General features: G+C 68.4%; 24 protein-coding genes and 1 pseudogene. 18 read left to right on the top strand and 7 right to left on the bottom strand.

The window, feature by feature from the left end; genetic code table 11:
• The 3 genes from ON33_RS26465 to ON33_RS26460 all read right to left on the bottom strand — a co-directional run bounded on the left by ON33_RS26465 (nt 1) and on the right by ON33_RS26460 (nt 3,036).
• Nucleotides 1-1,791, bottom strand: a complete 1,791-nt coding sequence (locus tag ON33_RS26465; protein WP_245550717.1) for a nitrite/sulfite reductase — start codon at nt 1,789-1,791, stop codon at nt 1-3.
• Between the two features lie 122 nt (nt 1,792-1,913).
• Complete coding sequence (locus ON33_RS44500) at nt 1,914-2,006, bottom strand: Ms4527A family Cys-rich leader peptide (protein ID WP_354835468.1); 93 nt, start codon at nt 2,004-2,006, stop codon at nt 1,914-1,916.
• A 166-nt stretch (nt 2,007-2,172) separates the two neighbouring features.
• Nucleotides 2,173-3,036 carry an immunity 49 family protein gene (locus ON33_RS26460; RefSeq protein ID WP_040861803.1) on the bottom strand — a complete coding sequence of 288 codons (864 nt, stop codon included), beginning with the start codon at nt 3,034-3,036 and terminating at the stop codon, nt 2,173-2,175.
• A gap of 148 nt (nt 3,037-3,184) precedes the next feature.
• Between ON33_RS26460 and hemW the strand changes: the two genes are divergently transcribed.
• From hemW to era, 10 genes and pseudogenes are all read left to right on the top strand, one after another.
• Nucleotides 3,185-4,408, top strand: coding sequence for a radical SAM family heme chaperone HemW (gene hemW / locus ON33_RS26455; RefSeq protein WP_040861802.1), 1,224 nt, complete (start codon nt 3,185-3,187; stop codon nt 4,406-4,408).
• Between the two features lie 174 nt (nt 4,409-4,582).
• Nucleotides 4,583-5,440 (top strand): alpha/beta fold hydrolase, encoded by an 858-nt coding sequence (locus tag ON33_RS26450; RefSeq protein ID WP_245550716.1) that lies wholly within the window; start codon nt 4,583-4,585, stop codon nt 5,438-5,440.
• 185 nt (nt 5,441-5,625) lie between these two features.
• The gene (hrcA, locus tag ON33_RS26445) at nt 5,626-6,669 is read left to right on the top strand and encodes a heat-inducible transcriptional repressor HrcA (protein ID WP_040861801.1); all 1,044 of its coding nucleotides are present in this window, start codon (nt 5,626-5,628) and stop codon (nt 6,667-6,669) included.
• Between the two features lie 36 nt (nt 6,670-6,705).
• Complete coding sequence (gene dnaJ / locus ON33_RS26440; protein ID WP_040861800.1) at nt 6,706-7,860, top strand: molecular chaperone DnaJ; 1,155 nt, start codon at nt 6,706-6,708, stop codon at nt 7,858-7,860.
• Between the two features lie 4 nt (nt 7,861-7,864).
• A complete protein-coding gene (locus tag ON33_RS26435; RefSeq protein ID WP_040861799.1) occupies nt 7,865-8,605 on the top strand; it encodes a 16S rRNA (uracil(1498)-N(3))-methyltransferase in 741 nt (246 codons plus the stop codon).
• A gap of 211 nt (nt 8,606-8,816) precedes the next feature.
• Nucleotides 8,817-9,887 carry a PhoH family protein gene (locus tag ON33_RS26430; RefSeq protein WP_051152863.1) on the top strand — a complete coding sequence of 357 codons (1,071 nt, stop codon included), beginning with the start codon at nt 8,817-8,819 and terminating at the stop codon, nt 9,885-9,887.
• Between the two features lie 22 nt (nt 9,888-9,909).
• Entirely contained in the window at nt 9,910-10,467 is a 558-nt protein-coding gene (gene ybeY / locus ON33_RS26425; protein ID WP_040861893.1) for an rRNA maturation RNase YbeY, read from the top strand.
• Nucleotides 10,464-11,789, top strand: coding sequence for a hemolysin family protein (locus ON33_RS26420; RefSeq protein WP_040861798.1), 1,326 nt, complete (start codon nt 10,464-10,466; stop codon nt 11,787-11,789). Before ybeY ends, ON33_RS26420 begins: the two co-directional genes overlap by 4 nt.
• Nucleotides 11,782-12,093 (top strand): annotated as a pseudogene (locus ON33_RS26415) (cytidine deaminase-like protein); the annotation flags it as partial. The gene ON33_RS26420 and the pseudogene ON33_RS26415, both read left to right, overlap by 8 nt.
• A gap of 143 nt (nt 12,094-12,236) precedes the next feature.
• Nucleotides 12,237-13,178, top strand: coding sequence for a GTPase Era (era, locus tag ON33_RS26410; RefSeq protein WP_040861797.1), 942 nt, complete (start codon nt 12,237-12,239; stop codon nt 13,176-13,178).
• A gap of 145 nt (nt 13,179-13,323) precedes the next feature.
• On the opposite strand, the gene ON33_RS26405 is transcribed toward era, so the two are convergent.
• A complete protein-coding gene (locus ON33_RS26405) occupies nt 13,324-14,739 on the bottom strand; it encodes an amidase (RefSeq protein WP_040861796.1) in 1,416 nt (471 codons plus the stop codon).
• Nucleotides 14,740-14,879: 140 nt separating this feature from the next.
• Here ON33_RS26405 and recO point away from each other — a divergent pair, with 140 nt between their 5' ends.
• The 5 genes from recO (at nt 14,880) to ON33_RS26380 (ending at nt 18,744) form a co-directional block, all read left to right on the top strand.
• Complete coding sequence (gene recO, locus ON33_RS26400; protein ID WP_040861795.1) at nt 14,880-15,653, top strand: DNA repair protein RecO; 774 nt, start codon at nt 14,880-14,882, stop codon at nt 15,651-15,653.
• A gap of 97 nt (nt 15,654-15,750) precedes the next feature.
• Nucleotides 15,751-17,202 (top strand): HEAT repeat domain-containing protein, encoded by a 1,452-nt coding sequence (locus tag ON33_RS26395; RefSeq protein WP_040861794.1) that lies wholly within the window; start codon nt 15,751-15,753, stop codon nt 17,200-17,202.
• Nucleotides 17,199-17,405, top strand: a complete 207-nt coding sequence (locus ON33_RS26390; protein WP_040861793.1) for a hypothetical protein — start codon at nt 17,199-17,201, stop codon at nt 17,403-17,405. The genes ON33_RS26395 and ON33_RS26390 overlap by 4 nt, the downstream gene beginning before the upstream one ends.
• A gap of 131 nt (nt 17,406-17,536) precedes the next feature.
• Nucleotides 17,537-18,340: an isoprenyl transferase gene (locus ON33_RS26385; protein ID WP_040861792.1), complete on the top strand. Its 804-nt coding sequence runs from the start codon at nt 17,537-17,539 to the stop codon at nt 18,338-18,340.
• A complete protein-coding gene (locus ON33_RS26380) occupies nt 18,337-18,744 on the top strand; it encodes a hypothetical protein (protein WP_040861791.1) in 408 nt (135 codons plus the stop codon). The genes ON33_RS26385 and ON33_RS26380 overlap by 4 nt, the downstream gene beginning before the upstream one ends.
• 19 nt (nt 18,745-18,763) lie before the next feature.
• On the opposite strand, the gene ON33_RS26375 is transcribed toward ON33_RS26380, so the two are convergent.
• Nucleotides 18,764-19,396: a TetR/AcrR family transcriptional regulator gene (locus ON33_RS26375; RefSeq protein ID WP_051152826.1), complete on the bottom strand. Its 633-nt coding sequence runs from the start codon at nt 19,394-19,396 to the stop codon at nt 18,764-18,766.
• A gap of 102 nt (nt 19,397-19,498) precedes the next feature.
• On the opposite strand from ON33_RS26375, the gene ON33_RS26370 reads away from it, so the two are divergent.
• Complete coding sequence (locus ON33_RS26370; protein ID WP_040861790.1) at nt 19,499-20,464, top strand: preprotein translocase subunit SecD family protein; 966 nt, start codon at nt 19,499-19,501, stop codon at nt 20,462-20,464.
• Nucleotides 20,465-20,530: 66 nt separating this feature from the next.
• Here ON33_RS26370 and ON33_RS26365 read toward each other — a convergent pair whose 3' ends face one another.
• Together ON33_RS26365 and ON33_RS26360 are read right to left on the bottom strand one after the other, a co-directional pair.
• Nucleotides 20,531-20,941: a Fur family transcriptional regulator gene (locus tag ON33_RS26365; RefSeq protein ID WP_040861789.1), complete on the bottom strand. Its 411-nt coding sequence runs from the start codon at nt 20,939-20,941 to the stop codon at nt 20,531-20,533.
• A 3-nt stretch (nt 20,942-20,944) separates the two neighbouring features.
• Nucleotides 20,945-21,340, bottom strand: coding sequence for an ArsR/SmtB family transcription factor (locus ON33_RS26360; RefSeq protein WP_040861788.1), 396 nt, complete (start codon nt 21,338-21,340; stop codon nt 20,945-20,947).
• Between the two features lie 234 nt (nt 21,341-21,574).
• Between ON33_RS26360 and ON33_RS26355 the strand changes: the two genes are divergently transcribed.
• Both ON33_RS26355 and ON33_RS26350 read left to right on the top strand, forming a co-directional pair.
• Nucleotides 21,575-22,966: a glycine--tRNA ligase gene (locus ON33_RS26355; RefSeq protein WP_040861787.1), complete on the top strand. Its 1,392-nt coding sequence runs from the start codon at nt 21,575-21,577 to the stop codon at nt 22,964-22,966.
• 193 nt (nt 22,967-23,159) lie between these two features.
• A complete protein-coding gene (locus tag ON33_RS26350) occupies nt 23,160-23,867 on the top strand; it encodes a DUF6875 domain-containing protein (protein WP_245550715.1) in 708 nt (235 codons plus the stop codon).
• Nucleotides 23,868-23,871: the final 4 nt, after the last annotated feature.

Here is a 23,871-nt window from a genome sequence, read left to right as displayed (position 1 = left end):
CTACCGCAGGTCGGCTTCATCGGCACGAACAGCCCAGACCGCGAAACGCTCACCCTCGTCCCGGTTCTTGACGAAGTTGCGAACGACGCGCTCGATGTAGTCGCCCAGTTCCTCGCTGGTGACCTTGTGCTGGCGCAACTTCCGGCCGAAACCGGAGTCGAGCCCCAGGCTGCCTCCGAGGTGAACCTGGAAGCCCTCGATCTGATTCCCCTCACCATCGTCGACGAGCTGGCCCTTGAAGCCGATGTCGGCGATCTGCGAACGGCCGCACGAGTTGGGGCAGCCGTTGATGTTGATGGTGATCGGAACGTCCAGCTGCGCGTTGATATCCGCGAGCCGCTGCTCCAGTTCGGGCGCGAGCACCTGCGACCGCTTGCGGGTCTCGGTGAACGACAGCTTGCAGAACTCGATGCCACTGCACGCCAGCAGGTTTCGCCGCCAGATGGACGGACGGCCGTGCAGGCCAAGCGGTTCCAGCGCATCGATCAACTGCTCGACCTTGTCGTCGGGCACGTCGAGGACGATGAGCTTCTGGTAGGGGGTGAAGCGGACCCGATCCGAACCGACCGCCTCGACGGCCGCGGCGACCTGGGTCAGGATGGTGCCCGACACGCGACCGGCGATGGGGGAGAAGCCGATGGCGTTCAGGCCGTTGCGCAGCTTCTGCACACCGATGTGGTCGATCGGGCGTTCCGGCTTGGCCGGGGCCGGGCCGTCGATGAGCTTGCGCTTCAGGTACTCGTCCTCGAGCACCTGGCGGAACTTCTCGACACCCCAGTCCTTGACCAGGAACTTGAGGCGGGCCTTGGTGCGCAGGCGGCGGTAGCCGTAGTCGCGGAACAGCGAGACGACCGCTTCCCACACGTCCGGCACCTCGTCCAGCGGCACCCACGCGCCCAGGCGCTGGGCCAGCATCGGGTTGGTGGACAGGCCGCCGCCGACCCACAGGTCCAGGCCGGGCCCGTGCTCGGGGTGCTCGACGCCGACGAAGGCGACGTCGTTGATCTCGTGGACCACGTCCTGCTGGCCCGAGATGGCGGTCTTGAACTTGCGTGGCAGGTTGGAGTATTCCTTCTTGCCGATGTAGCGCTTGACGATCTCGTCGATGGCCGGGGTCGGGTCCAGCACCTCGCCGAAGGACTCACCGGCCAGCGGGGAGCCCAGCACCACGCGCGGGCAGTCGCCGCACGCCTCGGTGGTGTGCAGGCCGACCGATTCGAGCCGCCGCCAGATCTCCGGCACGTTCTCGATCTCGATCCAGTGGTACTGCACGTTCTCGCGGTCGGACAGATCCGCGGTGTCGCGCGCGAACTCGGTGGAGATGCCCGCGATGGTGCGCAGCTGCTCCAGGTTCAGCGCGCCGCCGTCGCAGCGCACCCGCATCATGAAGTAGCGGGCCTCGAGCAGGTCGATGTTCTCGTCGCCGGTGAAGGTGCCGTCGTAGCCCTGCTCGCGCTGGGTGTAGAGGCCGTACCAGCGCATGCGGCCGCGCAGATCGCTCTTGTCGATCGAGTCGAATCCGCCCTTGGCGTAGATGTTCTCGATCCGCGCCCGCACATTCAGCGGGTTGTCGTCCTTCTTGCTCTGCTCGTTGGCGTTGAGCGGCTCGCGGTACCCGAGCGCCCACTGTCCCTCGGACTTGCGCTTCGCCGGGCGGGCGGTGCGCTCCCGCGGCGCGACGGGCGCATCCGTACGGGGGCGATCCGGACGCACACGTCGTTCCGCTGCGGGCTTCTCGGGCCGGGCGGATCGAGCGTTATCGGAACTGCTGGCGTCGGTGCTCGACGTCATGGGGGTCGCTCCTGAGGGGTCTTGCGGGCAGGCGGGAGGGGCTGGCTCACGCCTCCGATATCAGAGAACCGGCTCTTACGGCGTCAGGTGGACGCCGGATTCCGGGAGAATTGGGAGCCGATCTACCGGAGGCTTCCTGGCAGACAGCTCGCGCTGCAGACACGCTTGAAGTCGACATGGCGACGTGCCACGAGTCGTACCCCAAGTCCAGTCATGGAGGTTATTGTGCCACGTCAGACGGGTCGTTCCGACTGCCGGATCGAATTTTCCGCAGTTTCCCGGGAAATCCCCTGGATATATTGTCCGTTTTGTGACGGGCATCATAGATTGCTGCCGGACAAACATCCTGGACGGTTGACCTGAATGGGTTCCCGGTGAACGCTACGGGATCCGATCGGCGTCGGCGGCCGCGAGCCGGGCCTTGGCCGCCGCCAGCCGGCCCAGCTCATCGGCCAGTTCGGGAGAGTGCGCCCAATCCGGGCGATCAATGAATCCGGCCGGTAGGTACGGCGAGCGGATGGCCGTCCGATACCCCAGATCCCGCGCCCAGCAGGCCAGCGCCAGCAGCGGCAGCGCGAAGACGCCCTCCGGATCGTTGCGCCAGGTGTCGTTGTCGAAGAAGGCGCGATGCAGCCGCAGCGCGTTGGTCATCTCGCAGTCGAAGCCCTCGGAATCGCCGTCCGCCAGGCGCAGGAACACCTCCACGGCCGGGCGAAAAAGCACGTCCGTCACCCGCTGTGCGCCCACCCGGCTGGTGGTGTCCAGCGCCCAGGCCGCCTCGTACACGCTCTTCGGGCCGAACCGCCAGGCCGCCTGCAGCAGCCGCACCCACTCGTACTGGAAGTCGTCGAAAGCGCCGTCGCCGAACTCGCGCAGCCGCTCGACCGGGTACTCGACCAGCTCGGCCATGGCCTCGGCATCGCGGGCGATGAGCGTCCACCAGAACGCGGCCCGCCAGCCCGCCACCCGGTCGTACTTGTCGAACCCCGATTCGATGCCCGCCGCCCGGAACCGACGGGTCACCGTCTGCTCGGTCGAATGCGCGAAATACCAGGTCCGCGCCCGGTAGGCCGGCGGATCCGACATCAGCATGGTGGCGAGCAGCGAACCGTCCATGGACCGCGAGAAATTCGGGCCGTCCGGGCGTACCGGCATCCGCGACCGATAGACCACCGGGGCCACCGACCCCTCGTCGACCTCCCGGATCGACCTGGCATCGATCCCGTGCCGCGGCACCTCGATCATCGGCCCGTCCCCGTCCGCACCTGGAGCCGCCCATCCGACTCGCCGAAATCCCTTGGAATGTATCCGGATTCGAGATGCCCCGCAGTCCGGGAACGGCTCCGGCGCGGGCGGGTGCGCTGTGACCGGCACAACCGGTCACACTGGAGGCGTGACCTCGACTGCTCCCGAACAGACCTCCGGCGCTGCCGCGGCGCCCGGCGCCGACGTGCCGGTCCTGCGCGATTTCGGGGGCGGGCCGTTCGGGATCTACATCCACGTGCCGTTCTGCGCGACGCGGTGCGGGTACTGCGACTTCAACACGTATACGGCGGGGGAGCTGGGGAGCTCGTCCTCGCCGCAGTCGTGGTTCGAGGCGCTGCGGGGCGAACTGGCCACGGCGGCGCGGGAATTCGATGGTCTTCCGTCGGCGACGCCCGCGGTGGAGACGATTTTCGTGGGCGGTGGCACACCGTCCCTGCTCGGCGGGGACGGGCTGGCCGGGGTGCTCGACGCCATTCGCGACAACTTCACGCTCGCCCCCGGGGCCGAGGTGACGACCGAGTCCAATCCGGAGTCGACCTCGCCCGAATTCTTCGACCGCCTCCGCACGGCCGGGTACAACCGGGTCTCGCTGGGCATGCAGTCCGCCGCCCAGCACGTGCTGAAGATCCTCGATCGCACGCACACGCCCGGCCGGGCCGTGGCCGCTGCCAGGGAAGCCCGCGCGGCGGGCATCGAGCACGTCAACCTGGACCTCATCTACGGCACGCCGGGCGAGACCGACGGCGACCTCGATGCCAGCCTCGACGCGGTGCTGTCGGCGGGCGTCGACCATGTCTCGGCCTACTCGCTGATCGTCGAGGACGGCACTGCCCTGGCCCGCCGGGTCCGGCGCGGCGAGCTTCCCGCCCCCGACGACGACGTGCTCGCCGCCCGCTACGAGCGCATCGACACTCGCCTGGCCGCCGCGGGCCTGGAATGGTACGAGGTATCCAACTGGGCCGCCTCCGATGCGGCCCGCTGCAGCCACAACCTCGGCTACTGGGACGGCGGCGACTGGCTCGGCGCGGGCCCGGGGGCGCACAGCCACGTGGGCGGCGTCCGCTGGTGGAACGTGAAACACCCTGCGCGCTACGCGGATCGGGTGACCACCGGCGCCCTGCCGGCCGCGGGCTGGGAGTCGCTCACCGCCGACGAGCGCTACACCGAACGCGTCATGCTGACCGTCCGCCTCCGTACCGGCCTGCCATTGGCCGACCTGGATGCCGACGGCCGCGCCGCCGCCGAGGGCGTCATCGCCGACGGGCTGGCCGAGCGCGTGAACGACCACCTCATCCTCACCGACCGTGGCCGGCTCCTCGCGGACGGCGTCGTCCGCACCCTCCTGGGCTGACCTCAGCGCCTCCGGCGACACTCGGACCTATGTCGTGACCTGCGGTAATCGGTGAACGCCGGGTGGAACCGCTCGGTCGGGACTAGATTGACGGACGGAGATTTCGCACAGCCGTCCATATCGCGGTCGAATCCTCGGCCGCGCCCCGAACACCCTTCGGCCCGAGGACATCTCATGATGAAGCCACTCGTGCGACCCGTCGAGCTCCTGCACCGCCTCCGTACCCGCACCGGTCACGCCGCTTCCCGCACGGCGGGCGCCGCGGCGGTCGCGCTGGCGCTCGCCGTGACCCCGCCGGCCGCCGCCCCGGCCACGGCCGCGGACCTGCCCACGATCGTGCTGGTACACGGCGCCTTCGCCGACGCGTCCAGCTGGGACGGGGTGGCCGCGCAGCTGCGCGCCGACGGCTATTCCGTTGTGACGCCGGATAATCCACTGCGCGGACCGGCGTACGACGCGGCGGCGATCCAGCGCACGATCGACGGCATCGCGGGCCCGATCGTGCTGGTCGGCCACTCCTACGGCGGCACCGTGATCAGCAACGTGCACGACCCGAAGGTCGAATCCCTGGTCTACATCTCGGCTTTCGCCCCGACCCAGGGTGAAGCCGCACTGCTGGAACTGAATCCGATCCAGTACCCCGGCTCGCAGCTCACCCTCGCCCTGCGGTTGAAGGTGGTGAACGACCAGCAGGGGATCGCGGGCAGGAACGTGGACGCCTACATCGACCCGGCCGGCTTCCACGACGTCTTCGCCCAGGACGTCGACCCGGCCACCGCCGCCGCCATGGCCGCCCGCCAGCACTCCCTGGCCCTGTCGGCCAATCTCGAACCCTCCGGCGCGCCCTCCTGGGCCTCGACCCCGAGCTGGTATCTGGTCAGCACCGCCGATCGGGTGATTCCTCCTGCGTCCCAATGGGATATGGCCAAGCGCATGAACGCCCGCACCTCCTCGATCGACGCCTCCCACGCCGGCCTCGTTTCGCACCCGGCGGACGTGGCCGCCGTCGTGGAGTCCGCCGCCGGTCAGTGACCCGGCGGCCCGGCTCCGCCCCGGTGGCAGGGTGGTGGTGCGGCAACTTGCGTCGGGGACACTAAACTGGAGGAGATAATCCGGGAAATCCGCGTGGCCGGTGCCGAATGATCGGCTGCTTCCTGCCGCGGAGGGCTCGGGCGTGCACGAGGCGTACCCGAGGCGAGCAAGGAGGTGGGGCCACCATGTCGAGCACCGAGCAGCGACGGCTCGAGGTCCTGCGGGCCATCGTCGCGGACTACATCGCGACGAAGGAGCCCATCGGGTCCAAGACCCTGGTGGAGCGGCACAATCTGGGTGTGTCCAGCGCCACCGTCCGCAATGACATGGCCGTACTGGAGGCCGAGGGCTACATCGCCCAGCCGCACACCTCGTCCGGCCGCATCCCCACCGACAAGGGCTACCGCCAGTTCGTCGACCACATCGCCGAGGTCAAGCCGCTGTCCGGCGCGGAGCGCCGCGCGATCATGGAATTCCTGGAGAGCGGCGTCGATCTCGACGACGTGCTGCGCCGCGGGGTCCGGCTGCTGGCCCAGCTGACCCGCCAGGTCGCCATGGTCCAGTACCCGACCGTGTCCGCGTCGACCGTGCGCCACATCGAGGTCGTCGCGCTCAACCCGGCCCGGCTGCTGCTGGTCGTGATCACCGATACCGGCCGCGTCGACCAACGCCTGGTCGATCTGGGCGCCATCGTCAGCGAGGACGATCTGGCCGCCCTGCGCGGCCTGCTCGGCAAGGCCATGGACGGCAAGCGCCTGGCCGCCGCGTCCGCGGCCGTCGCCGAGCTCCCCGAGCATTCCCCGTCGCCCAAGCTGCGCGATGTGCTGATCCGCGTCTCCACCGTGCTGGTCGAGACGCTGGTCGAGCATCCGGAGGAGCGCCTGGTACTGGGCGGCACCGCCAACCTCACCCGCAATGCGTCCGATTTCGCCGGGAATGGTTTCCCCGGTTCGCTGCGTTCGGTACTGGAGGCCCTCGAAGAGCAGGTGATCGTACTGAAGCTGCTGGCCGCGGCACAGGTCCCGGGTACCGTGACGGTGCAGATCGGCGAGGAGACCAAGGTCGAGCAGATGCGCGGGACGGCCGTGGTGTCCACCGGTTACGGGCTGACCGGTACGGTGCTCGGAGGCATGGGGGTGTTGGGACCGACCCGCATGGACTATCCGGGGACTATTGCCTCGGTGGCGGCTGTCGCCCGATACATCGGTGAGGTGCTCGCCGAACGGTGAGCGAGCACAGAGACGAAACAGGACTAGAGAGCGCACGTGGCACGGGACTATTACGCACTGCTCGGAGTCGCACGCGGTGCGACCGACCAGGAGATCAAGCGCGCCTATCGGAAGCTGGCGCGCGAACTGCATCCCGACGTCAATCCGGACCCGGAGGCCCAGGAGAAGTTCCGCGAGGTCTCGACGGCGTACGAGGTGCTGACCGACCCGGAGAAGCGCCGCATCGTCGACCTCGGCGGTGACCCGCTGGAATCCGGCGCCGGCATGGGCGGCGGATTCTCCGGCGCCGGCTTCGGTGGTCTCGGCGACGTGTTCGAGGCATTCTTCGGCGGCATGAACGCCTCCGGCGGGACCCGCAAGCCGCGCGGTCGCGTGCAGCCGGGCGCGGATTCGCTACTGCGGACCCGGCTTTCGCTGCAGGAGTGCGCCGTCGGCGTCACCAAGCACCTGACCGTCGACACCGCCATCCTCTGCGACCTGTGCCAGGGCTCGGGCACCAACGGCAACTCCAAGCCGGTGCGCTGTGAGACCTGCGGCGGCGCCGGCGAGGTGCAGAGTGTGCAGCGGTCCTTCCTCGGCCAGGTCATGACCTCCCGGCCCTGCCCCACCTGCCGCGGCGCCGGCGAGACCATTCCCGACCCGTGCCGCAAGTGCGGCGGCGACGGCCGCGTGCGTTCGCGCCGCGAGATCGCCGCACCCATCCCTGCCGGTGTCGCCAACGGCATGCGGGTGCGCCTCGCGGCGCAGGGTGAGGTCGGCCCCGGCGGCGGCCCCGCCGGCGACCTGTACGTGGAGATCGTCGAGCAGCCGCACGACACCTTCGTGCGCGACGGCGACGACCTGCACTGCACGATTCGCGTCCCGATGGTGGACGCCGCGCTCGGCGCGACCGTCGTCATCGACACCATCCTCGACGGACCGGTGGAGCTGACCATCCCGGCCGGCACCCAGCCGGGCGAGGCGTCGGTGCTACGCGGCCACGGTATGCCCAAGCTGCGCGCCAACTCTCGCGGCGATCTGATCGCGCACCTCGACATCGTGGTGCCGACCAAGCTCGACTCCAAGCAGTCGGATCTGCTGCGCAAGTACAAGGGCATGCGCGTCAACGAGCACACCGAGGTGATGACCGCCCAGTCCGAGCACAATTCGGGTCTGTTCGCGCGCCTGCGCGCCTCCTTCAGCGGACGCTGATCCGTTGGCCGCCACCGTCTTCTACCTCGACGAGATTCCCGAACCGGGTGCGACCGCGGTGCTGGACGGCCCCGAGGGCCGGCACGCCGCCACGGTGCGCCGCATCCGGGTCGGGGAACCCATCACCCTCTCCGACGGGCACGGGATCCTCGCCGATTCGGAAGTGGTTGCGGCCGGCAAGGATCGGCTCGAACTGCGGGTGCTGGCCAAGCGGACGGCCGCGCCCTGGACCCCGCAGGTGACGGTGGTCCAGGCGCTGCCCAAGTCCGACCGTTCGGAACTGGCCGTCGAACTCATGACGGAAGCGGGCGCCGACGCCATCGTCCCCTGGCAGGCGCTGCGCTGCGTCTCCAACTGGGAAGCCAAGGCGCGCAAGGGCGTCGAGAAGTGGCGGGCCGCGGCCAAGCAGGCCGCCCGCCAGTCCCGCCGCGCCTACATCCCCGATGTCGCCGAGCTGCACACCACGCGTGACCTGCTCGAGCTGGTCCGCACCGCCAAGGCGAACGGCGCGATCATCGCCGCCCTGCACGAGTCCGGCGAATCCCGTTTGACCGAGCTGCCTTTCGACGGCGTCCCCGAAGTGGTCCTGATCGTCGGTCCCGAAGGCGGCTTGGACGACTCGGAACTGAAGGCCCTCGCCGAGGCCGGCGCCGATATCGTCCTGCTCGGCCCGACCGTGCTGCGGACCTCCACCGCGGCCGCGGTCGCCCTCGGCGCGCTGGGCGCGCTCACCCCGCGCTGGTAGATCCGTCGCGGCGCGGTTCGCCACGGAATGGATTCGGGCCTGCGGCAGTTGCATGACACTGGACCGTTCACCCTGCTGGTAGCCCCTTATTCACTGGGCGGTGTCGGTGGGCGGCGGTAAACTTCTGTCACAGCAAACGGCATCGAGACCGGAAAGCAGGCCATAGCCACTTTTGAGAACACCAGGCGAAATCGGCGATCAGAGCACACCCATTGCCGGCATCGGCGCCGGCGGCAACGGTTCCGGACCGGCGGGGCGGACCGTTCGTTCCAGCATCGAATTGGCACCGGAATCGGTGTTCGGTTTCCTGGGTTCGGCTGACGAGAACCTGCGTGAACTCGAGCGCCTCCTCGATGCCGACATCCACGTTCGCGGCAATTCCGTCACGCTGACCGGGAGACCGGCCGATGTCGCGCTGGCGGAGCGGGTGGTGGCCCAGCTGGTCGCGCTCACCGCGCGCAACCGGATCGTCAGCCCCGAGGCGGTACGGCACACCTACTCCATGCTCACCGAGGGTTCCTCGGACTCTCCGGCAGAGGTGCTGAGCCTGGACATCCTGTCCCGGCGCGGCAAGACCATCCGGCCCAAGACGCTCAACCAGAAGCGCTATGTCGACGCCATCGACGCGCACACCATCGTGTTCGGAGTGGGCCCGGCCGGCACCGGCAAGACGTATCTGGCGATGGCCAAGGCCGTGCAGGCGTTGCAGACCAAGCAGGTCAACCGCATCATCCTGACCCGGCCTGCGGTCGAGGCGGGTGAGCGGCTGGGCTTCCTGCCGGGCACGCTGAACGAGAAGATCGACCCGTATCTACGGCCGCTCTACGACGCCCTGCACGACATGATGGATCCCGAGGCGATCCCGAAGCTCATGCAGGCCGGTGTCATCGAGGTCGCGCCGCTGGCCTACATGCGCGGTCGTACGCTCAACGACTCGTTCATCATTCTGGACGAGGCGCAAAACACGACGGCCGAGCAGATGAAGATGTTCCTCACCCGCCTGGGCTTCGGTTCCAAGATCGTGGTGACCGGTGACACTACGCAGGTCGACCTGCCGAACAACGCGCGGTCGGGGCTGCGGGCGGCCACCGAGATCCTGCACGGCATCGATGACATCCACATCTCGGAGCTCACCAGCGCCGACGTGGTCCGGCACCGCCTGGTCGGGGCGATCGTCGACGCCTACGACCGGTACGAGTCGGAGACGCGGCCGCCGGCCGCGGTCCACTATCCGGGAAATCGGGCGCAGCGACGTGCCGCGAGCCGGGGAGACCGGCACTGAACTCGCCCACTACGCTGATCGGGTGAGTATCGAGATCGCCAACGAATCGGGTATCGAGGTATCCGAAGAAGAACTGGTCAGCGTCGCGCGGTTCGTCATCGGTCAGATGGATGTGCATCCGGCGGCCGAGCTGTCGATGGTGCTGGTCGATCTCGACACCATGGCGGATCTGCACATGCGCTGGATGGACCTACCGGGTCCGACCGACGTCATGTCGTTCCCCATGGACGAGCTGGAGCCGGGCGGGCGGCCCGATGCCGCCGAGCCCGGCCCCTCCATGCTCGGTGACATCGTGCTCTGCCCCGAGTTCGCGGCCCAGCAGGCCGAGAAGGCCGGGCACTCCATGGATCACGAGCTGGCGCTGCTGACCGTGCACGGCGTCCTGCACCTCCTCGGCTACGACCATGCCGAGCCGGAGGAGGAGAAGGAGATGTTCGCGCTGCAGGCCTCCCTGCTGGAGGGCTGGTACGAGAACGTGCGCCAGGAGCTGCGCCGCGCGGAGCTCGCCGAGCGCGATCAGCGCCTGCTGGGCAAGACCGGATTCACCGACACGACCGGTGATCCGCTGGGCCCGGCGTGAATTCGTTCGTTCTGATCCTGCTGGCAGTCGTCCTGGTCCCCGCGGGCGGTGTGTTCGCGGCGCTGGATTCGGCGCTGAACACGATCTCGCCCGCTCGTGTGGAGGATCTGGTGCGTGCCGAGCGGACCGGGGCGGCGCGGCTGGCGCGCATCATCGCGGATCGGCCGCGCTATGTGAATCTCATGGTGCTGCTGCGCCTCACATGCGAAATCACCGCGACGGTGCTGCTGGCGGCCGTGCTCATGGACTGGCTGGACGAGGGCGCGGCGCTGCTGATCACGGCCGCGGTCATGGTGCTGGTCGATTATCTGGTGATCGGTGTCGGGCCGCGCACGCTCGGCCGGCAGCACGCGTATTCGCTGGCGCTGGGCGCGTCGCTGCCCCTGCAGGCCATCGGCTCGCTGCTGGGCCCGATCAGCCGGCTGCTGATCCTGATCGGTAATGCGATCACCCCCGGTAAGGGATTTCGCAACGGCCCCTTCGCTTCCGAGATCGAGCTGCGCGAGGTGGTGGATCTGGCGGGGGAGCGCGGCGTGGTGGACGCCGACGAGCGCCGCATGATCCAGTCGGTGTTCGAGCTCGACACCACCCCGGCCCGCGAGGTCATGGTGCCGCGTACCGAGATGGTGTGGATCGAGGCCGAGAAGACGGCGGCGCAGGCCATGTCGCTGGCGGTGCGGTCGGGACATTCGCGAATTCCGGTGGTGGGCGAGAACGTCGACGACATTCTGGGCGTCGTCTACCTGAAAGACCTGGTGCCGTACACGGATCGGGGACGGAAGGTGAAGGTGCGGCAGGTCATGCGGCCCGCCGTGTTCATTCCCGACTCCAAGCCGCTGGACGCGCTGCTGGACGAAATGCAGCGCCGCAGAAACCATATGGCGGTGCTGGTGGACGAGTACGGCGGCATCGCCGGGCTGGTCACCATCGAGGACATCCTCGAGGAGATCGTTGGCGAGATCGCCGACGAGTACGACAAGGACGAGATCGCGCCGATCGAGAAGATCGGCCAGGGCAAGTTCCGGGTCTCGGCGCGACTGCCGGTGGACGATCTGGGTGAGCTGTTCGACACCCAGATCGAGGAGGAGGACGTCGACACCGTCGGCGGTCTGCTCGCCCACGCCCTGGGCCGTGTCCCGCTGCCCGGCTCCAAGGCCGTCATCCACGGTCTGCAACTCAAGGGGGAGGGCGGGGCCGACGCGCGCGGCCGCATGCGGATCCACACCGTGGTGGTGCGCAAGAGCCCGGAGAAGACGAGAACCGAACCGGCGGAACAGGAACCGGGTGACGGCGCACACGAGGATGGAGAGGCCGATGATTGAGTTGGACGCGGAGGACAACAAGCTGTTGGTCCTCGCTCGTGGCGCCATGGGCCGTACCGGCGGCACCGGCGGTGCGGCCGTGCGTGATTCGGACGGGCGCACCTACGCGGCCGGGACCGTGGAGCTGGTCGCGCTGAAGCTGACCGCGTTGCAGTCGGCCGTGGCGGCCGCGATCTCCAGTGGCGCGGGCGGTTTCGAGGCGGCCGTGGTGGTCGCGGGCAAGCTGTCGGATCTGGGGGTGTCGGCGGTGCGTGAGGTGTCGCCGTCGGCACGCATCATCTTCACCGATGTCAAGGGTGCGGTATTCGAGGTGCTGGAGGCGGATTCGCCCCGGGACTACGGCGTCGAGAATCCCATTGCGACACAGCGGCCCGCGCCGGGCGACGCGGCCGGCGAGCGTGAGGTCCCGGCGGGCCTGGATCTGAAATCCGAATCGGAGGTTTTCGAGTGAGTAGCAAGGACGAATTCCGTTCCGGTTTCGTGTGTTTCGTGGGCCGGCCGAATACCGGCAAGTCCACGCTGACCAATGCCATGGTGGGGCAGAAGATCGCCATCACCTCCTCGCGGCCGCAGACCACGCGGCACACTATTCGCGGCATCGTGCACCGTGAGCACGCGCAGCTGATCCTGGTGGACACCCCTGGTCTGCACCGGCCGCGCACGCTGCTCGGCCAGCGGCTCAACGATCTGGTGCGCGACACGTATTCGGAAGTCGACGTGATCGCGGTCTGCATTCCGGCGGACGAGAAGATCGGGCCCGGTGACCGCTGGATCGTCGAGCAGATCAAGACCATGGCGCCCAAGACGACCCTGCTGGGCGTGGTCACCAAGATCGACAAGGTGAGTCGCGACCAGGTCGCTCATCAGCTGATGGCCGTCTCCCAGCTGCTGGGTCCCGAGGCCGAGGTGGTTCCGGTCTCCGCGGTCAAGGGTGAGCAGGTCGAGGTGCTCGTCGACGTCATCGCCTCGCAGATGCCCGAGGGTCCGGCCTTCTATCCGGACGGCGAGCTCACCGACGAGCCCGAGGAAGTCCTGATGGCCGAGCTCATTCGCGAGGCGGCCCTGGAGGGCGTGCGCGACGAGCTCCCGCACTCGCTGGCGGTGGTGATCGAGGAGGTCCTCGAGCGCGAGGAGAACGAGGACACCGAGACCGACGGCCGCCGTTCCGCCGAGGGCATGCTCGACGTGCACGCCCTGCTCTATGTGGAACGCCCCAGCCAGAAGGCCATCGTCATCGGCAAGGGCGGCGCCCGCCTCAAAGAGGTCGGCACCAACGCGCGCAAGCAGATCGAGCACATCCTCGGCACCCGCATCTACCTCCACTTGCATGTGAAGGTCGCCAAGGATTGGCAGCGCGACCCGAAGCAGCTCGGCAAGCTCGGCTTCTGATCGACTTCCTGGTCGCGGCGGCAACCGCCGCGAGCAGGATCAGCGGATCACCATGGGCTGCCGGCGATTCGGCAGCCGGCGGCGTCTTCGAGCGGCGCCGCCCGGGTGGAGTGTTCGTCCATCCCCGGAAGGTCCGCACGGGTCATCAGGGCTGGGGCCACCACGGGGCAGGCCGGGCTTTGTGCCATTCGAGCTCCGACTCCAATTGGGCCGCAACGGAAACCAGCAGGGCCTCGGAGTTGGCCGGGCCCATGAGCTGGGAGCCGACCGGCAGGCCGGTGGCGGTGAAGCCGGAGGGGATGTTGACGGCGGGCCAGCCGAGTACGTTCCAGGGCCAGGTGTAGGGGCAGGCGGCGGTGATGAGTTCGTCGGTGGCCCAGTTGCCGATGTCGTCGATCTCGTGGACGCCGGGCGGCGGGGTGGCCGTGGTGGGGGCCAGGACCAGGTCGAAGTCGTCGAAGATGCGGCCGGTTCGCATGCGCAGCAGGGGTTCTGCCCGCCGGGCGGCGAACAGCAGCGGCGCGAGGATCCGGCCGACGGTGGCGTTGTGGTGGGTGCGCGGGTCCACCCGCGCACCGGGGAGGCGGTTCAGCGCCTCGCGGATGCCGGCCATGGAGCGCGGCAGGAAGGTCGCGCCCATCAGGACGCCGTAGTGGACGTCGGCGACGGTGACCTCGTGGCCGAGCCGGCGCAGCGTGGCCGCGGTGGCGTGCACCCGGGCCTCGACCTCGCGGTCCAGGGTGGTCTTGGTGGCGGTGAACGGGATTCGCAGCGACAACGCGATGCGAAGGCGGCCCGGATCCCGGCCGACGGCGTCGGAGACGCGCAGCGCGGGCGGGGTGTGCAGGTCGGCGGGATGCGGTCCGGCGGCGGCGTCGAGCAGCAGGGCCGCGTCGGCGACGGTGCGGGCCAGCGGGCCGTTCACCGTGAGGCCGTGGAAGGCCTCCGGCAGTGGCCAGGTCGAGATGCGGCCGCGCTGCGGCTTGATACCGACCAGATTGTTCCAGGCCGCCGGGATGCGCACCGAGCCCGCGCCGTCGGATCCCAGTGCGGCGGGCACCAATCCGGCCGCCACCGCCGCGCCGGACCCGCCGGACGATCCGCCCGGGGTGTGCCCGGCGTTCCAGGGATTGGTGGTGTGTCCGAAGGCGTCTCCGCTGGTGAACGGCAGCTGCCCGAGTTCGCAGGTATTGGTCTTGCCGACGATGATCGCGCCGGCCGCGCGCAGCCGCCGCACCGCCTCGGCGTCCTCGGTCTTGGCGGGGAAGTCGCCGCCGCAGCCGAAAGCCGTTGGGGTGCCGGTCAGGTCGGTGTCGTCCTTGATGGCCAGCGGCACCCCGAGCAGTGGTTCCCGTTGTCCGGCGGCGAGTTTGCGATCGGCGTCGGCGGCCTCGGCGAGGGCTTCGGCCCGCCGCACGATCCGGAAGGCGTTGAGCGCTCCCTGGCTGGCCTCGATCCGGTCGAGGGCCGCGGTGGTCGCGTCGACCGAGGTGACGGTGCCCGCCGCCAGTGCCGCGGCGAGTTCCGCCAACCCGAATTCGCCAACCGACGCCAGTGTCATGTGAATCCCGTCTCTTCTGTACCGGGGAGTAACCTAGCGCGATTCTGGTCACACGTCCAACAATTGCCGGCCAACTTCTGATCGGCACACACCCCGCGACTCGTCGCCGCCCGGTCGGTCGCGCATGCGAGACTGTTGCGGTGCAGTTGTATCGGGATCATGCGGTGGTGCTGCGCCAGCACAAGCTCGGCGAGGCGGACCGCATCGTCACGCTGCTGACCCGTCAGCACGGTCTGGTGCGCGCGGTCGCCAAGGGTGTGCGGCGCACCCGTTCCAAGTTCGGGGCGCGGCTGGAACCGTTCGCCTACGTGGATGTGCAGCTGCATCCGGGCCGCAATCTCGACACCGTCACCCAGGTGCACACGGTCGAGACCTTCGCCGCCGACATCGTCGCCGACTACGGCCGCTACACCACCGCCTGCGCGGTGCTCGAGACCGCCGAACGCCTGGCCGGTGAAGAGGGCGCGCCCGCCGCCCGCCTGCACACCCTCACCGCCGGCGCGCTGCGCGCCATCGCGCTGGGCCGCCGCCCGCACGAACTGATCCTCGACGCGTACCTGTTGCGCGCCATGGCTTTCGCCGGTTGGGCGCCCGCCCTCGACGACTGCGCCCGCTGCGCCACCCCCGGTCCGCACCGCGCCTTTCACGTGGCGGCGGGCGGCGCGGTCTGCGTGCACTGCCGCCCGCCCGGCGCGGCCACCCCGATGCCCGGCGTTCTCGACCACATGAGCGCCCTCAACCGTGGCGACTGGTCCAGGGTCGACGCCGTTCCCGACAGTCAGCGCCGCCAGGCCAGCGGTCTCATCGCTGCGCATCTGCAGTGGCATCTGGAGCGCCAGCTGCGCACGCTGCCCCTGATCGAACGCACCCGCCCCCACGAGGCCATCGACCGCGCCGAAGCCGCCATCGGCTGACCGTCCCGGATGTGGTTCGGCCCGTGGGCTTCTCCGGTTGTCGGTGCCCAGCGCTACGTTTCTGGCGAACGAACCGGAAATGCCACCTGGGGGACCCATGGGCCGCGCTGTACCCGTCGATGCCGATCCGGCCGATCTGCCGGAGGTCCTGGTGTCGCCACCTTGGTTGGACCGCAAGCGGAATCGGCCTCCGGTACTGGAGCTGACACGGGTCGACCGGCCCGTCCGGCTGGCGTGGCTGCCGGGCGAACAGCAAGAGTGGGCACAGACGCGACCAAGATGGGTCGGCTCCGAGGCGATGTGGGAGGAAGAGGTCGGCAATGCGATCGCGCTGCCCGCTTACCCGCTCGTCGAGATTCTCGCCGACGCGCCCGACCATCTGGCCCGTCCGCATCTGCACCGGTTGCTGGAGATCGAGCAGCGCCGTCGCTACCGGCTGCACCTGCCGGTCAGACAGGATGATCCGCCCGGCTGGTCGCTGCTGGATCCGCATCGGCGGCTGCTGGGGCGATTCGGTTCGGAGGTGGTCGACTTCGAACTCGGGGCGGCCGCGTCGAACTACTGGTACGGGAATCACCTGCTGCCGCCATTCGACGGCACCGAGATCTCGCACCTCATGCTGTCGTTTCTGGACGAGGACAAAACCCTGGTGGCTCATGCCGAGGCGTGGTTCCGACGCCATCGGGACACGGCGACGAGCGATTTGATTCCGCTCGCCCTGGGCAAGGCGGTGAAGTTGCGGCGGCAGGCCGAGCGGGTGCTGCGCCTGCTCGACGGCGACGGCCACCGCGAGGTCATCCTGGAAGCCGCCGCGGGCTATGGGGACGCTGCAGTCGCCACGACGACGGCGGTGCTGGACCGGGATCCTCTGCTGTTTCTGCCCACTCGCGTCCCGACGGCTCCGGATTGGTTGAACGTCGGCTCGCTGCCGCGGATTCGGGTGCGTGGTGGAACCGAGGTGTTCCCGAAATCCGTAGTGGGGCATCTCATTTCGATGCTCATGATGTCGGCCGGAGAATCGGTGTACGCGGGCGTGCCGATGGTGGTCGTCGCCGCCGATCCGGTGTCCCTCGGCGAATTCGCCTGGATGCTCTATCAGCTCTGGGAGCAGGAAAGCTATCCGGCCAAGCGTAATCCGTGGGTGTCGCGCGCGCTCGGTCTTCTCGGCGACGACATGGTCGTCGGCCGGCTGCGGCGGATCGCGGAGGGCGATCGCGCGGTCACCCGTGCAGAGGCGGCACTGGACGCGCTGACGCAGATCGGGACGCACACTGCCCGAGTCGCCGTGCAGCGGGTCAGCGAGCACACCAAGCATCCGTACGTGCGGAGATCGGCCGATACGGCCATCGCGAACATGGCGGCGGAACTCGGGATCAGCGTCGTCGAGTTCGCCGATCGGGCGATACCCGATCTGGGATTGTCGGCGGACGGCGCCCGCACTTTCGACTACGGTTCCCGGCGGTTCTCGGTCGAGCTCGACGAACAGGTTGGCTGCCGCGTCCGTTCTCGCAGTGTCGGCCAGACATCGATCCGGCCGCCGGGCGCGTGAGCCTGATCCGCAATCAGGAGCATCCGGACGGCCTGGTGACCCCGGCCATGGGCAATGCCCAGACCCTGCCGAACGGCGACACCTTCGTCAGCTGGGGCATCACGCCGCGCATCTCGGAATTCACGCCCTCCGGCGACCTCGTCTACGACGCCGTCCTGCCGTTCGGCACCTACCGCGCCTGCCTCGCACCGCTTCCCAGCTGACCGGCGAGATATACATGGTGGGGGGCGAAATGCCGGTTTTGCCCCCCACCGTGTGCCGCCGGGTAGAGGAAATGTGGAGGTCCGGTAGGAATGCCGTGGGCGGCGTTCGGGCGTGGCGGGCATCGGGCAGGATGGTGGGCGTGATCGGGAACCGGAAGTCATCGACTGAGCAGCGTGTTGTGCGGCCGCCGTCGCCGCATCCGTCGGGGGCCAAGCCGCCGGCGATTCCGGCGGAGTTCGTGCCCAGGCATGTGGCGCTGGTGATGGACGGCAACGGGCGCTGGGCGCAGGAGCGCGGGCTGCCGCGCACGGCGGGGCACGAGCGCGGCGAGGCGGTGCTCATGGACACCGTCGAGGGCTGTATCGAGATGGGCGTGAAGTGGCTGTCGGCCTACGCCTTCTCCACCGAGAACTGGCGGCGCAGCCCCGAGGAGGTGCGTTTCCTCATGGGCTTCAACCGCGATGTGATCCGCCGCCGCCGCGACGAGATGCACGAGATGGGTGTCCGGGTGCGCTGGGCCGGTCGCCGACCGCGCCTGTGGCGCAGCGTGATCAAGGAATTGGAGATCGCGGAGGAGCTCACCCGGGACAATACGGTGATGACCCTCACCATGTGCGTCAACTACGGCGGCCGGGCCGAGATCGCCGACGCCGCAAGGGAAATCGCGCGCCGGGTGGCCGCCGGGGAACTCGACCCGGAGAAGGTCACCGAGGCCACCGTGGCCCGCTACCTCGACGAACCCGATATGCCGGACGTGGACCTGTTCCTGCGGCCCTCCGGTGAGCTGCGCAGCTCCAACTTCCTGATCTGGCAGGCCGCGTACGCCGAATTCGTGTTCCAGGAAACGCTTTTCCCCGATTTCGACCGCCGCAACCTCTGGGACGCCTGCCTGGAGTACGCCAAGCGCGACCGCCGCTTCGGAGGTGTGAAGTGACCGATCAGCCGACCCCCGCCGACGAGCTCCAGCTCCGTGCCAAGGCCCTGCTCATGCGCTACGGCGTCGACGTCCGCGAGGAGGAGGGCGGGCTCGGCTTCGAATACGAGGGCGCGCTGTGCTCGCTGCGCGGCGTCAACCTGTCGCCGGGCCTGGATGTGCTGGCGCTCATGTGCATCCTGGCCTGGGATCGACCGGTGAAACCGCAGCTGCACAAGCGGGTCGCCGAACGCAACGCCGCGCTCCAGTTCGGCACGCTCACCGTGGTGTCCCGCGACAAGCTGGCCGACGTCATCCTGCGGTACACCTTCCCCGCGGCCGGGCTGGAGGACGAGCCCCTCGCGACCATTCTGTTGCTCACCCTGTCCGGGGCGGGCCGCGCGCGTCAGGGCCTGCTGCCCTGACGTCGTCGGCGGGTTCGGTTCAGGCGCTGGTGGATTCGGCGGCGGCCGCGGCCGCGCGGCGGTAGTCGGGGAGCATCTCGGTGATGCCGCGGGCGAAGGTGTCGGAGTCGACGTCGCCGAGGATGAGATGCTGGAGGATGAAGCCCGGGAGCAGGCCGAGGAAGATCTTGGCCACCGCGTCGGTGTCGGCGTCCGGGGGGAGCCAGCCGACCTCGCGCATACGCTCGGCGTAGTCGAACCAGAGGCGGCGGATGCCGAGGATATTGGTGCGGACGTAGTCGGCGATATTGGCGTCGGTCAGGGCCAGCGACCAGGCCTGGGGGATGATCCGGACCGGCCCGCCGGGGGTGCTGAGGCGGACGATGGCATCGCACATGATGCCTACGAGGTCCGGGGGCGTGGGTAGTGGGTCGCTGTAGACGGCCTCGCTGAGGGCGGCGCGTAGGTCGACGGTGGCCTCGGTGGCGAGGTCCTTGATGATGTCGTCCTTGGATTTGAAGTAGCGGTAGACCGCACCGGCGGAGAGTCCGGATTCGGCGAACACGTCCTGCATGGTGGTGGCGTGCAGGCCCTTGCGGGCGAAGCAGGACTGGGCGGCATCGAGGATCTGCTGCCGGCGGCGTTCCAGGTGTTCCTCGCTGACTCTGGGCATGTGCCCAAAGTAAAACGAATATCCGTTCTTGACAAGGTGACAGTGGGGTGTCAGCCTTGTCCTCAACAAAAAGAACGAACCTTCGCTTTCTTTGGATGGCTCATGAATACAGTGCAGCGCTCCCTCGCGATCGGACTCGTCGCGGCCGCCATTCAGGCCCTGATGCTCATCGCCTTCGCCTGGCCCGCCGCTCGCGTCGCGCCCCGCGATCTCCCCATCGCCATCACCGGACCGCAGGCGGCCGCGGTCGCGCAGCAGTTGCACGATCGCGAGCCCGGTGGCTTCGACATCCGCACCGTGGCAGGCGAATCCGACGCCCGCACCGCCATCGAACACCGGGATGTCTACGGCGCCATCCTGACCGGCGGACAGCCCCGCGTCCTCATCGCCTCGGCCGCGAGTCCGGTTGTGGCCCAACAGCTCTCGGCCTTCGCCCAGCAACTGGACGGCGCGCAGGCGGCCCCCGTGCAGGACGTGGTCGCCGCCGACGTCCACGATCCGCGCGGAAGCGGTTTCGGCGCAATGGTGCTGCCGCTGGTCATGTCCGGCCTGGCCGGGGGAGTCCTGCTGACCCTGCTCGTGCCGTCGCCGCGGGTCCGCGCGCTCGGGCTGGCCGCCTTCGCGATCGCCGGTGGGCTGCTGAGCATGTCGATCGTCCAGGGTTGGCTGCACCTGCTGCCCGGCGCCTACCTCACCATGGCCGCGATCAGCGGACTGGTCTCGCTCGCCGTCGCCGGCACCGTGGTCGGCCTGGCCGCCGCGTTCGGCCGGGCGGGCGTCGGTCTGGCCGTGCTCACCATGCTGCTGGTCGGAAACCCGTTCTCCGGAGCCACTTCCGCGCCCGAGCTGCTGCCCAGGCCGTGGGGCGAGATCGGCCAGCTGCTCCCGCCCGGCGCCGCCGCCACCCTGCTCCGCTCGGCCGCCTTCTTCGGCGATGCCGCCATCGCGGGCCCGCTGACGGTCCTGCTGTGCTGGGCCGCGGCCGGCCTCGCACTGCTGGGCGTCGGCCTTGCCCGCACTCGCCGGACCGCCCCGGAACTCGCTCCGGAGCTGGTGCCCGCGGCCTGAGATCGCGGACCGCGAAAGCCGCAAGCCCCTTGTAATGTGCAAGGGGCATGCGGCTTTTCGTGATGCTCAGCTTTTGTGGCAGCAGCTCTGGCAGGTGCCGAAGATCTCCATGGTGTGGCTGATATCGGTGAACCCGTGCTCGGTGGCGATGGAGTCCGCCCAGGCCTCCACGGTCGGCCCCTCCACCTCGACGGTCCGCCCGCACTGGCGGCAGACCAGGTGATGGTGGTGCCCGGTGGAGCACTGCCGGTACACCGATTCCCCGGTGTCGGTGCGCAGCACGTCGACCATGCCGGCGTCGGCGAGCGACTGCAGCGTCCGGTACACCGTTGTCAGGCCGATGCCCTCACCGCGCTTGCGGAGTTCGTCGTGCAGCTCCTGTGCGGAGCGGAACTCGTCGATGTCCGCGAGCAGGGCGGCGATGGCACTGCGCTGGCGGGTGCTGCGGACCCCGACGGTCTTCTCGCTTGTTCCCACGGTTCACCCTTCCTCGGCGTGCGCTACCGCGTCGATGACAATGTGTGCCAGATGTTCGTCGACCAGTTCGTAGATGACCTCGCGTCCGGTGCGTTCACCGCGCACCACCCCGGCCGACTTGAGGATCCGCAGATGCTGGCTGATCAGCGGCTGGGTCACTCCAAGGGTATCCACCAGCTCGTGCACGCAGCGCGGCGATTCCCGGAGCTGGAGCACGATGGCGATGCGCACCGGCGCGGCGAGTGCGCGCAAGAGTTCGCCGGCGGAGTCCAGAATGGTGCGCGACGGCACGGCCGGCGGCTGGGGAGACCGGTAGGGGTACGGGTCATGGGGGATCGCGGCCGGGGTCTCCGTCGCGACGTGCGAGCGCCGCAGGGGCGCGCCGCTGTCCGTGGTCATCGAACCAACTCCTTATTGGAAACCGATGCCATTCTTATATGCACGGGTGCGCATGTCAAACAGGTACTCGGCGCGTCGGGGCGGCAATTGCTCTGCTGTGAAATCGAGACCGAGGGGTCGAAACAGCACGCATCCCCAGCTTGTAGGGGCAGTGGGTGCAAAGTCGATTGCCCGCGACCGATAGGCTGGTCTGAATCCTTTGCAATCTTCCGGATACGGATGGAGAACTGTTCAGTGGCACCCAAGTCGAAGGTGGACACCGTCGCCAATCTCGCCAAGCGCCGGGGTCTCGTGTACCCGAGCGGTGAGATTTACGGCGGAACGAGGTCGGCCTGGGATTACGGTCCACTGGGTGTCGAGCTCAAGGAGAACATCAAGCGGCAGTGGTGGCGGTCCATGGTGACCAGCCGCGACGACGTGGTCGGCCTCGACTCGTCGATCATCCTGCCGCGTCAGGTGTGGGTGGCCTCGGGCCACGTCGCGGTGTTCAACGACCCCCTGGTGGAATGCCTCAACTGCCACAAGCGGCACCGGCAGGACCACCTGCAGGAGGCGTACGCCGAGAAGAACAAGATCGACGACCCGGACTCGGTGTCCATGGAGCTCATCGTGTGCCCGGATTGCGGCACCGTGGGCAAGTGGACCGAGCCCAAGGACTTCAACATGATGCTGAAGACCTACCTGGGCCCGGTCGAGTCCGAAGAGGGCATGCACTACCTGCGCCCGGAGACCGCGCAGGGCATCTTCGTGAACTACAAGAACGTCGAGACCACCGCGCGCAAGAAGCCGCCGTTCGGCATCGCGCAGATCGGCAAGTCGTTCCGCAACGAGATCACCCCGGGCAACTTCATCTTCCGGACCCGCGAGTTCGAGCAGATGGAGATGGAGTTCTTCGTCAAGCCGGGCGAGGACGAGCAGTGGCATCAGTACTGGATCGACACCCGCCTGGCCTGGTACACCGACCTGGGCATCGACCCGGAGAACCTGCGGCTGTACGAGCACCCGAAGGAGAAGCTCTCGCACTACTCCACCCGCACGGTGGACATCGAGTACCGCTTCCGCTTCCAGGGCTCCGAGTGGGGTGAGCTCGAGGGCGTCGCCAACCGCACCGACTTCGACCTGAAGACCCACTCCGAGCATTCCGGCACGGATCTGAGCTTCTTCGACCAGAACTCGGGCGAGCGCTACACCCCGTTCGTCATCGAGCCGGCGGCCGGTCTGACTCGCTCGCTGATGGCGTTCCTGGTGGATGCCTACAACGAGGAGCAGGTCCCAACGGCCAAGGGCACCATGGAGACTCGCACCACGCTGCGCCTGGATCCGCGGCTGGCGCCGGTCAAGGCGGCTGTACTGCCGTTGTCGCGCAATGCGGACCTGTCGCCGAAGGCCAAGGATCTGGCCGCGCAGCTGCGCAAGAACTGGAATGTGGACTTCGACGACGCCGGCGCGATCGGCCGCCGGTACCGCCGGCAGGATGAGATCGGCACCCCGTTCTGCATCACGGTCGACTTCGACACGCTGGAGGACCAGGCCGTGACAGTGCGTGAGCGGGACTCGATGGCGCAGCAGCGCATTGCGCTCGATCAGGTGGAGGGCTACCTGGCCGCGCGCCTGCTCGGCGCCTGATCCCAGCTTCACAGGAAAGACCGGTCAATAGCTGACCGGTCTTTTTTTATTACGTCACCCCCCGAAATTCGGGTCACTGTGGATGAATTGGGTAACCCACTACTCGTGTTAACGGCCCATGACCGGAGCACTATTTGATAGGAGTGGGCAACGGCGCATCGTCTGCCGTAGCTCGATCATCCGAGGTGAGTTCATGAGCGAGCGTGTTATCGGCCCCCGCTCGGGGCTGCAATGGGTCTCCTTGGGGGACACCGGATCATCGTGCCCTGCCGCCCGATCCACAGTGGCGGCATTTCGATCCTGGGCCGACTCCTATCTGACCCGACCCAGTGACGAACTGGGCCGCGACGGGCCGGTCTGCCCGTATGTCCGCCCCTCGATGCGGCGTGACCTGCTGTGGCTGGCGCAGGTACCGGCCGCGGAACCGCGACCCATGCGGGTGCGCGCGATCATCCGCGACGCGCTGGAGCTCTATCCCGCGCTGCCGACGGGGAACGGCAGTTCCACCTCGGTGCTGCGCGCATTGATCACCGTATTTCCGAATTTGAGGGAATATTCGCTGATCGATGAGATACACGCGGAATTCAAGACCAAATTCGTGGAGCGCGGCACGATGCTCGGGCAGTTTTATCCCGGTTGTGATCAACCGGGCCTGTGGAACAAAGATTTTCGGCCATTGGATGCCCCGCTGCCGATGTTGGTGGTGCGCACCATGATGACGACCGATTTTCCGTTCGTGCTCGACCGGCCGGAGTGGGCCGATGCGTACGTGCGCAAGTTCGCGCCGAATCTGCCCTCTCATGTGCGCTCGGTGATGGTGGGGCGTTTGACGTCTCGTCACGCCTACCTACCCGCCTACGAGGTGGATGCCGACCCAGAATCCTGTTCGACCAGCAGTTAGGCAG

It is taken from the genome of Nocardia niigatensis NBRC 100131, assembly GCF_000308655.1.
GTDB lineage: Bacteria > Actinomycetota > Actinomycetes > Mycobacteriales > Mycobacteriaceae > Nocardia > Nocardia niigatensis.
Note: the sequence above shows the minus strand (reverse complement) of the source record. Positions and strands in the feature narration are given on the sequence as shown.

Coding starts and splice junctions, on each gene's coding strand:
- ON33_RS26465 (WP_245550717.1), bottom strand. CDS start 1,791: ATGACGTCGAGCACCGACGCCAGCAGTTCCGATAACGCTCGATCCGCC.
- ON33_RS44500 (WP_354835468.1), bottom strand. CDS start 2,006: ATGACTGGACTTGGGGTACGACTCGTGGCACGTCGCCATGTCGACTTC.
- ON33_RS26460 (WP_040861803.1), bottom strand. CDS start 3,036: ATGATCGAGGTGCCGCGGCACGGGATCGATGCCAGGTCGATCCGGGAG.
- ON33_RS26450 (WP_245550716.1), top strand. CDS start 4,583: ATGATGAAGCCACTCGTGCGACCCGTCGAGCTCCTGCACCGCCTCCGT.
- hrcA (WP_040861801.1), top strand. CDS start 5,626: ATGTCGAGCACCGAGCAGCGACGGCTCGAGGTCCTGCGGGCCATCGTC.
- ON33_RS26405 (WP_040861796.1), bottom strand. CDS start 14,739: ATGACACTGGCGTCGGTTGGCGAATTCGGGTTGGCGGAACTCGCCGCG.
- ON33_RS26395 (WP_040861794.1), top strand. CDS start 15,751: ATGGGCCGCGCTGTACCCGTCGATGCCGATCCGGCCGATCTGCCGGAG.
- ON33_RS26385 (WP_040861792.1), top strand. CDS start 17,537: ATGGTGGGCGTGATCGGGAACCGGAAGTCATCGACTGAGCAGCGTGTT.
- ON33_RS26375 (WP_051152826.1), bottom strand. CDS start 19,396: ATGCCCAGAGTCAGCGAGGAACACCTGGAACGCCGCCGGCAGCAGATC.
- ON33_RS26370 (WP_040861790.1), top strand. CDS start 19,499: ATGAATACAGTGCAGCGCTCCCTCGCGATCGGACTCGTCGCGGCCGCC.
- ON33_RS26360 (WP_040861788.1), bottom strand. CDS start 21,340: ATGACCACGGACAGCGGCGCGCCCCTGCGGCGCTCGCACGTCGCGACG.
- ON33_RS26350 (WP_245550715.1), top strand. CDS start 23,160: ATGAGCGAGCGTGTTATCGGCCCCCGCTCGGGGCTGCAATGGGTCTCC.